This window comes from Enterobacter sp. EC_50, from assembly GCF_019584525.1.
Classification (GTDB): Bacteria; Pseudomonadota; Gammaproteobacteria; order Enterobacterales; family Enterobacteriaceae; genus Enterobacter; species Enterobacter roggenkampii.
Genome location: NZ_VDAF01000051.1, coordinates 1 through 7312 on the forward strand (window position 1 = coordinate 1; position 7312 = coordinate 7312).

Annotated in this window: 6 protein-coding genes and 1 pseudogene; 1 reads left to right on the forward strand and 6 read right to left on the reverse strand. The window is 50.5% G+C overall.

Features of this window, described 5'->3' with window-relative positions:
* Positions 1-66: 66 nt before the first annotated feature.
* From FHC48_RS22675 to FHC48_RS22700, 6 genes are all read right to left on the reverse strand, one after another.
* Positions 67-297 carry a hypothetical protein gene (locus FHC48_RS22675; protein ID WP_220420613.1) on the reverse strand — a complete coding sequence of 77 codons (231 nt, stop codon included), beginning with the start codon at positions 295-297 and terminating at the stop codon, positions 67-69.
* A gap of 127 nt (positions 298-424) precedes the next feature.
* Entirely contained in the window at positions 425-1627 is a 1203-nt protein-coding gene (locus tag FHC48_RS22680) for a polysaccharide transporter (RefSeq protein WP_016240552.1), read from the reverse strand.
* A 14-nt stretch (positions 1628-1641) separates the two neighbouring features.
* Entirely contained in the window at positions 1642-2292 is a 651-nt protein-coding gene (locus FHC48_RS22685; RefSeq protein WP_220420614.1) for an ABC transporter ATP-binding protein, read from the reverse strand.
* Positions 2293-2303: 11 nt separating this feature from the next.
* Positions 2304-3047, reverse strand: a complete 744-nt coding sequence (locus tag FHC48_RS22690) for an ABC transporter permease (RefSeq protein WP_223862995.1) — start codon at positions 3045-3047, stop codon at positions 2304-2306.
* Between the two features lie 111 nt (positions 3048-3158).
* Positions 3159-4922, reverse strand: a complete 1764-nt coding sequence (locus FHC48_RS22695) for a polysaccharide biosynthesis/export family protein (RefSeq protein WP_016240555.1) — start codon at positions 4920-4922, stop codon at positions 3159-3161.
* Positions 4923-4939: 17 nt separating this feature from the next.
* Positions 4940-5314 carry a hypothetical protein gene (locus FHC48_RS22700; protein ID WP_032180729.1) on the reverse strand — a complete coding sequence of 125 codons (375 nt, stop codon included), beginning with the start codon at positions 5312-5314 and terminating at the stop codon, positions 4940-4942.
* Positions 5315-5828: 514 nt separating this feature from the next.
* On the opposite strand from FHC48_RS22700, the pseudogene FHC48_RS22705 reads away from it, so the two are divergent.
* A pseudogene (locus FHC48_RS22705) lies at positions 5829-6301 on the forward strand (IS1 family transposase); the annotation flags it as partial.
* Positions 6302-7312: the final 1011 nt, after the last annotated feature.

Below are 7312 nucleotides of genomic sequence, written 5' to 3' on the forward strand. Positions count from 1 at the left end.
CGATCATCGGATAATTGATTGTTGTGTGATAGCGCTAACTCATAAAGTTCAAAATTTGAGAACCTGCTACACTACGAAGCCTGTAAATACGGGCATGTTCATGAATTTTCCCTGAGGTTGCAGGGTATCGATTAACCAGAAAGCAAACGGAATATGTTCTAACCAGGCGGATTGCGCAATGTAAGACGGGCGCCAAAAAATAGGGCGCTTAAAAATAAAATCCAGCTCGGTATTGGTTTGTTTTTCGGATGCTTGCTTCAGGCGCGCCTGTGAACGGCTGCTTTGCTGAGTGCCCATGGGGTATCCCTTCAATATGAGAACAATGGTTAATTAGCGTGATCGGCGGGGTGACCACTTTATGATTAACTGCGACAGGTCAGAACTCGCGTAAGAGTTCTGACCTTAGTTTCAATGCATGTCGTTGTTAGTCCTGATGCTCACGCAGGGTTGCTATACCCATCACAATCAGGCCATACAGAAGACACAGCAGTACTCCTGTAGTAAGCAGGTTATAAAGACGACGTGGATACTCTGCGTCTTCTGCCAATGTTGGTTGGCTGATGACTAACAGGTGCTTAAGCTTGCGATACGCTTCTACACGAGCCTGCTCCAGGCTAATAAGTCCGGATTTGTACAGATCCGCAGCCAGGGTCGCCTGGGTTTGAACATCCATATAGCGAGCCGTCACTTCGTTCATTGCATCTTTATCAGCACCGGTAAGTCTGGATTGTTCCTGAGCCAGTTGCTGCGTTAAGGCATCAACCCTGGCCTGCACAGAAACAACCGCAGGCGCGGTTTCTTTCATATAGCTTTGTAGCTGTTTTAACTGGGCCTGTTGCTGTGCCAGTTGAGCTTCTATCTGACTCACCACACCAAGGCGGGCACTGCTTGTTGATTCCGGGCTGATCAAATGATGGTTATTCTGGAAGTCCAGTACTTTGGCTTTTTCCGTCTGTACACGCTGATAGGCGCGATCGACTTCTTTCTCGACAAAGGCCAGTTGTTCCAGTGCTACCTGATGACCTAATTTATTGATAAAGCGGTCAGATTCCTGAAGCATCAATGCAACGACGCGCTGGCCATAGGCAGGATCAAAGGCCTGTAACTCAATTGTCAGCACACCGGACAGTTCATCCAGGTGCAATGACAGGTGCTGACGGTAATATTTAATGAACTCTTCCCGGCTTACATTATCTGGCAGGCGGGAAAAATAATCGATTTTGTGGCTTTGATAATGAGCTTTCAGGCCCAGCTCCTTATCGAGCTTGTTGAGCAGATCGGGGGATTTAAGATAATCCTGGATGATCAGTATATCTTCATGGTTACTGCCTCCAATTCCCAGCATTGAAAGGGCATCGGGCAGTATCTTAATTTGATCCGCCTGCTTAACTACCAGCTCGGCCCGACTGACATAGCGATCGGACACAATGACGCAAAAATAAAGCGCAGCAATAGCAAAACACACTACTACCCATAAAAAACTGCCGAGTTTAAGGCTCTTTTTCCATGAGCGGTGGGCAAGCTTGAAACCGCTGGAGTCAACAATGAAATGTTTGGGTTTGGTCTTTAATTTATTTAGCTTGCGCATCAAACCGGAGGATTTGTTAGAGCGGGTTGGCTGAATCATGATTTTTGGGCTTGTTATAGTTTCTGATAAATACGGATGGCATCTTCGATATCGTCGAACAACTCAAGGGTGCTGTTGCGCAGCAAAATACCCATATCGCATTGTTGGCGTAAGTTTTTCATATCGTGCGAGACCATGATCAAACTGGCGGTCTCGCGTTTTTGGTTAAAAACATCAATACATTTTTGTTTAAAGCGGGCGTCGCCCACTGACATAATTTCGTCGGTCAGGTAGATATCAAAATCAAAGGCCATGCTGACAGCAAAGGAAAATTTTGATCTCATCCCACTGGAGTAGCCTTTAATCGGCAGTTCAAAGTGTTGACCAATTTCCGAGAACTCTTTTACCCACTCTTCGATAGCCAGCGTATCGTGTACGCCGTGAATCCGGCACACAAAACGGGTGTTCTCCCGACCGGTCATACTACCCTGAAATCCGCCGCCAAGGGCGAGAGGCCATGAGACGCGACAGTGACGTGTTACCTTCCCTTTACTTGGCGTATCCATACCACCCAGCAGGCGCAGCAGCGTTGATTTTCCGGCTCCGTTGACACCTAAAATACCGATATTACGATCGCGGGGCAGCGTAATGTTCACGTCGCGCAATACATAGTTGCGACCAAATTTGGTGGGGTAATACTTCGAGACGTTATCTAAAATAATCATCGTTATTCGCTTTAGCTGGCTATCAGGCGACGATGGCTCAGACGATAGCAACTCATCGCAAAAGTCAGCAGCACCAATGTGACAGCAGACAAATAAACCCAACTGACATTCGGGCTGGCATAACCTGCAATCCAGCCAGAGCGAATCAGCTCAATGGCATGCACCAATGGATTCCATAAAAACCAGTGCTGAAACTGTGTAGGTACGGTTGCAAGGGGATACATGACGCAGGAAACAAACATCAGTGGCATCATTATTAGACTCAGAAACTTATCTGCTTCCTTGAATAAACTGCTCAGCACACAAAAAACGATACCTAATGAAAATGAAAAGATCATGAGCAGGCAATAGATAAGAATGACCTCTAAAGGATCGCTGGGTATAGCATCAAAACCAAACCACATTAACCCCAATACTAATATGACACCGACCACCAGTCCGATGATGGATTCGAGGATGAAACGGGCAACGAAGGTGGCAAAAGGTGTAACTTGCCGATAGCAGAACAACCCCATATTGGCATTAACTGCTGATTTTAACTGGCTGACCACTTTATTAAAAAACATGAATGGCAAATAGCCAGCAGTTATAAATACCTGCACAGGTACACCGCCAAATCCACTTTGACTACGCATCCCAAAAATCGCGCTAAACAGACCAATCATCAACAACGGATCCAACAGCGCCCAGGCATACCCCAGCCGGTAACTGCCAAATCTTGTTTTCAGTTCACGAATAAGCAGGCCAAACGTCACATCCCTCAGCACCTGGAACGAGCTGCGGGGCGTCTGGTTGAGAACAGGTTTAAGCATAAGAAGGCCGATATCACAGAACGGGCCCGCGAGGGGGCGAGCCCGCATTGAGGGTTAGTTCAGGACCACGTTGGCCGCCACGGCAACCTGATAGATGACCTGGGTGATGTCCTTGATGGACTGCATCATTTTGCTGTCCACTTTCGGCATGACCAGAATCTGATCGCCCGGCATCACATCGCCACCGTCTTTAAACTCCATCAGCCCGTTGGCATGCACCACGGCAATGCGCTTGTCGTTCGCACGGTCGGTATAGCCGCCCGCCCAGGCTACGTAGTCTTCCAGACTGGCGTTTTTGTTGTAGACCACCGCCTGCGGCATCATCACTTCGCCACCCACCTGAATCAGGTCGGTTTTGTTCGGGATCACAATCTGGTCGCCCTGTTCCAGCAGGATGTTGGCGATCACGCCCTTATCGGACACCACCACTTTACCCAGCGGCTGGATCTTGCGGGCTTTTTCCACAAAGCGCATCACCAGTTCGGCCTCTTTGGTGCGAATGGAGGCCTCGCCGTCAGAGCTGGCAGGTGCGGTAAAGACGCTGCGCTCCAGGCGGTTGAGGGAGTCTTCCAGCATCTCTTTCTGCCGCGCGGCCACGCTCTTACGCATGATATAGATCGAGCCGTAATCTGCCATGTTCGGGTCAATCGGGATGTGGTTCAGCAGATCGTGCAGACGGGTCTCTTTACGCACGGTGAAGTAGGATGGCCCGCGATAGCTGCCCATCACCTGCACATCGTACACCTGCGCATGCATGTCGTCGTTGAACAGCACTTTATCGCCGTCGCTCAGCTGAATGCGGTCGAAATCTTTATAGGGCATATAGACCGAGAACGGGCCACTGGCGCGATCGCCAATCACGCCCACGTGGCTCACCTTGGCGAGGGGCAGGGCGTAGTCGATCAGCTCTGAGCCGAGCGCGGTGCTGTTCTTCAGCTCGAAGCGGAACGGGTTACGCACTTTACCCGCCACGTTGATCATCGGCCCCTGGGGTTCAACCAGAATCACATCCTGATCTTTGAGGGACAGCTTCGGCATTTTGCCCTGCTGCATAAACTCATACAGGTCGATCTGCTGGATCACGCGGTTCTGGCGCAATACTTTAATATGACGATAGCTTCCGCGGTCGGAGTCGATGCCGCCAGCGCGTTTCAGGAAATATAAAACGCTGTCGGAAGATTGTCCGGCATATTGTCCCGGACGAATGACGGGTCCGGTGACATATACACTGACCGGCGTCGCGGTAAGTAAATTAACGTAAACATTAACGTTATTGGTGAAAACTTCGCTGATATGGCTGGTAACCAGGTTATTAACCTTACTGGCCGCCACATTCTTGACATTAATCGGCCCGACATCGGGAATAAAAATATTGCCCTGATTATCGACGGTCACGACGTTGGAAAAATTGACTGCGCCCCAGATCCAGATATTCAGCTTATCGCCGGGGGCGATCAGGTAATTATCGTTTAAGCCGTCGCTGCGCTCGGTTTCATAACCACCGGCAAACAGGTTGGCACCGTATGGAGGGGGGAGGCCGGACTCGGACTGCGGCAGTAATTTACGCACATCAGACTCGCCCGGCAATAACATGCCCTGGCGGTTTTGCTGTGCGAAAGTCCCGGTGGTGGAGGAGGTGTTTGCCTGGCCGCTCATCGCTTGCTCGCCGCCAAGCTGCAGTCGGCCATCGCCGTTGTCTGCCGGGGTGTTCATCCCAAATGCCTGGGCTTCTTGCTGGGTGGGGGCGGCGAAAGAGGCGCAGGAGACGCAGGCCAGTAACAGGACGGCACTCAATTGCCGAAAATTCGTTATCTTCACAACATTTCTCTTCAAAATTATTGCACGGCAAGCAGGTTACTGGCGGAAGCCTGTTCCAGCTGCGGTACCAGATACCAGGTGTCACCGTTCTTACAGGTCACACCGTGCTGCGACTGGTTGTAGTTGCGATTACGCAGCAGTTCTATGCATTCCAGCCCCAGGGCGGAGACATAACGCTGGCCCAGAATATAGGTATTGCCATTGGCGCTGAGCGCGGCGCCCTGCGGCAGGGTGTTCAGAGGTTGTTGCAGATTGGCTGCCATAGCCTGGAGGTCGGTAGAAGCAGTCTGATTCACAAGCGGTCGGGATGCTTCAACCTGCTTCGGGGAATATGCACAGCCGCTCAACATGAGGGCGAGCGAAATCACCAGAAGGCGAGTTGCGTTCTTCATAGATCAATATTTTCCAACAATGCAATAACTGGAATGTGAAATAAAACTTTGATGGTATTCAACTGATTTTAATAGCGAAGCAGTTGAGAAATCTTGCAGGTGCAGGAGCAACAAAAACGCAGGTGTTAAGTAAGAAAATCCAAAAAAAGGGTAGGCTACCGCACGGAAATGGACAATTCCGGTTAAAATGTGTGCGATTTGCTTTAGGGCGCTGCCATAAAAAAACTATTCAGTAAACAACTAAATCGTTTTTTATTATTCATGAAAGTGCTTTTATGTGGCGGATATTACATAAGTTTGCAGTTTGTGTCATTTCAAATTTAAGAATTTTGCCCGGAAAAAGGGGAAAAGTCTGAAAGCCTATTAATTCTGGTGGGTTGATCCAAAACTTATATTCAGCATTAGTTTCTGGCAGTGATTGTTTCATATTTCAGAGAATAGAAACAAATAAGCGCCAGCGGTGATGCTGCCAACTTACTGATTTAGTGTATGATGGTGTTTTTGAGGTGCTCCAGTGGCTTCTGTTTCTATCAGCTGTCCCTCCTGTTCAGCTACTGACGGGGTGGTGCGTAACGGCAAAAGCACCGCCGGACATCAGCGCTATCTCTGCTCTCACTGCCGTAAAACATGGCAACTGCAGTTCACTTACACCGCTTCTCAACCCGGTACGCACCAGAAAATCATTGATATGGCCATGAATGGCGTTGGATGCCGGGCAACCGCCCGCATTATGGGCGTTGGCCTCAACACGATTTTACGTCACTTAAAAAACTCAGGCCGCAGCCGGTAACCTCGCGCATACAGCCGGGCAGTGACGTCATCGTCTGCGCGGAAATGGACGAACAGTGTGGTTACGTCGGCGCTAAATCACGCCAGCGCTGGTTGTTTTACGCGTATGACAGGATACGGAGGACGGTTGTTGCACACGTCTTCGGTGAACGTACTATGGCCACGCTGGAGCATCTTCTGAGCCTGCCGTCGGTCTTTCAGGGCGCGTGGTTCCTTTTAAACACCAGTTCTGTATCTCTTTTAAAGATCCTTTAATAAATCCTGTAAACACATAACCTCTTCATCGCCTACCCTGTGGACAGGCTCCGGAGAATGCCCGCCCTTGCAGCGACCTGACGGTCGCGCCGGTTCGGCAACATCAGAAAGAGCTCCCATCGCTTCGCGAAGGGCCCCGGCCGGAGAAGCAAATTAGTTACAGCATTCAAAAGGAAGTTCATCATAAAACCGGCGCCGGTTTGCCGGCCAGGTGCCCCTCCCCAACACTGAAAAGCGCCGCCGCCCCCGGCCGAAGGCCGGGAGTAGTGTCGCTTTTAATGATGGGTGTTGTAACTACTCTTCTTCATCGCTGTGGGTGGAGCTGCTGTCAGTTGTCTGGTACACGCTCGTAAGCGGCCCTGCGGCCCGCTAACGCGGAGATACGCCCCGACTGCGGCTGTCGCCTTGCCGGGACCACTCCGACCGCGTACAGAGGCGTCTGAGATGTTTTTAGCCGGTATGGCATTGCAGCTACCGTGTAAGTTCCCAGGTGTCGCTGAAATAGTTGATGAACATCCCCCTAAGCGTCAGCAGCAAGCTGCCGCCGCTAAGGCCCCGGAAATCACGCCCTTTACGTCGTAAACGCCGTAAAGCCCGCTCACCGGGGTTAAAAGGGATTACTTGGGGTCGTCTCAGAAAACGGAATCTATGGTCACTCCCGTTTTTGCAACACCGATTTTGACGACAAGTTGGCTTGCTTGAATCTATCCGGCGTCTGAATGGGATTTTATTCCCGCGCCTTGATGAGTTCCGCGCCTGATGAACCTCCAGAAAATATACGGCTTCAATGAGCCTTTCCGTTTTACAGGTTCCTCAACAGGCCGGTGGGCCGTTAGTATGGGGTCGGTTCCGGCTGAGGGCGAAATGACACCCTAAGCGTTAGCTCTGTGTCGTTGCACGATGTCAGCGACGGTATTCTTGCTGATACCGAGCTCGCGTGCGATCCAGCGATAG

Coding starts and splice junctions, on each gene's coding strand:
- FHC48_RS22675 (WP_220420613.1), bottom strand. CDS start 297: ATGGGCACTCAGCAAAGCAGCCGTTCACAGGCGCGCCTGAAGCAAGCA.
- FHC48_RS22700 (WP_032180729.1), bottom strand. CDS start 5,314: ATGAAGAACGCAACTCGCCTTCTGGTGATTTCGCTCGCCCTCATGTTG.
- FHC48_RS22685 (WP_220420614.1), bottom strand. CDS start 2,292: ATGATTATTTTAGATAACGTCTCGAAGTATTACCCCACCAAATTTGGT.
- FHC48_RS22680 (WP_016240552.1), bottom strand. CDS start 1,627: ATGATTCAGCCAACCCGCTCTAACAAATCCTCCGGTTTGATGCGCAAG.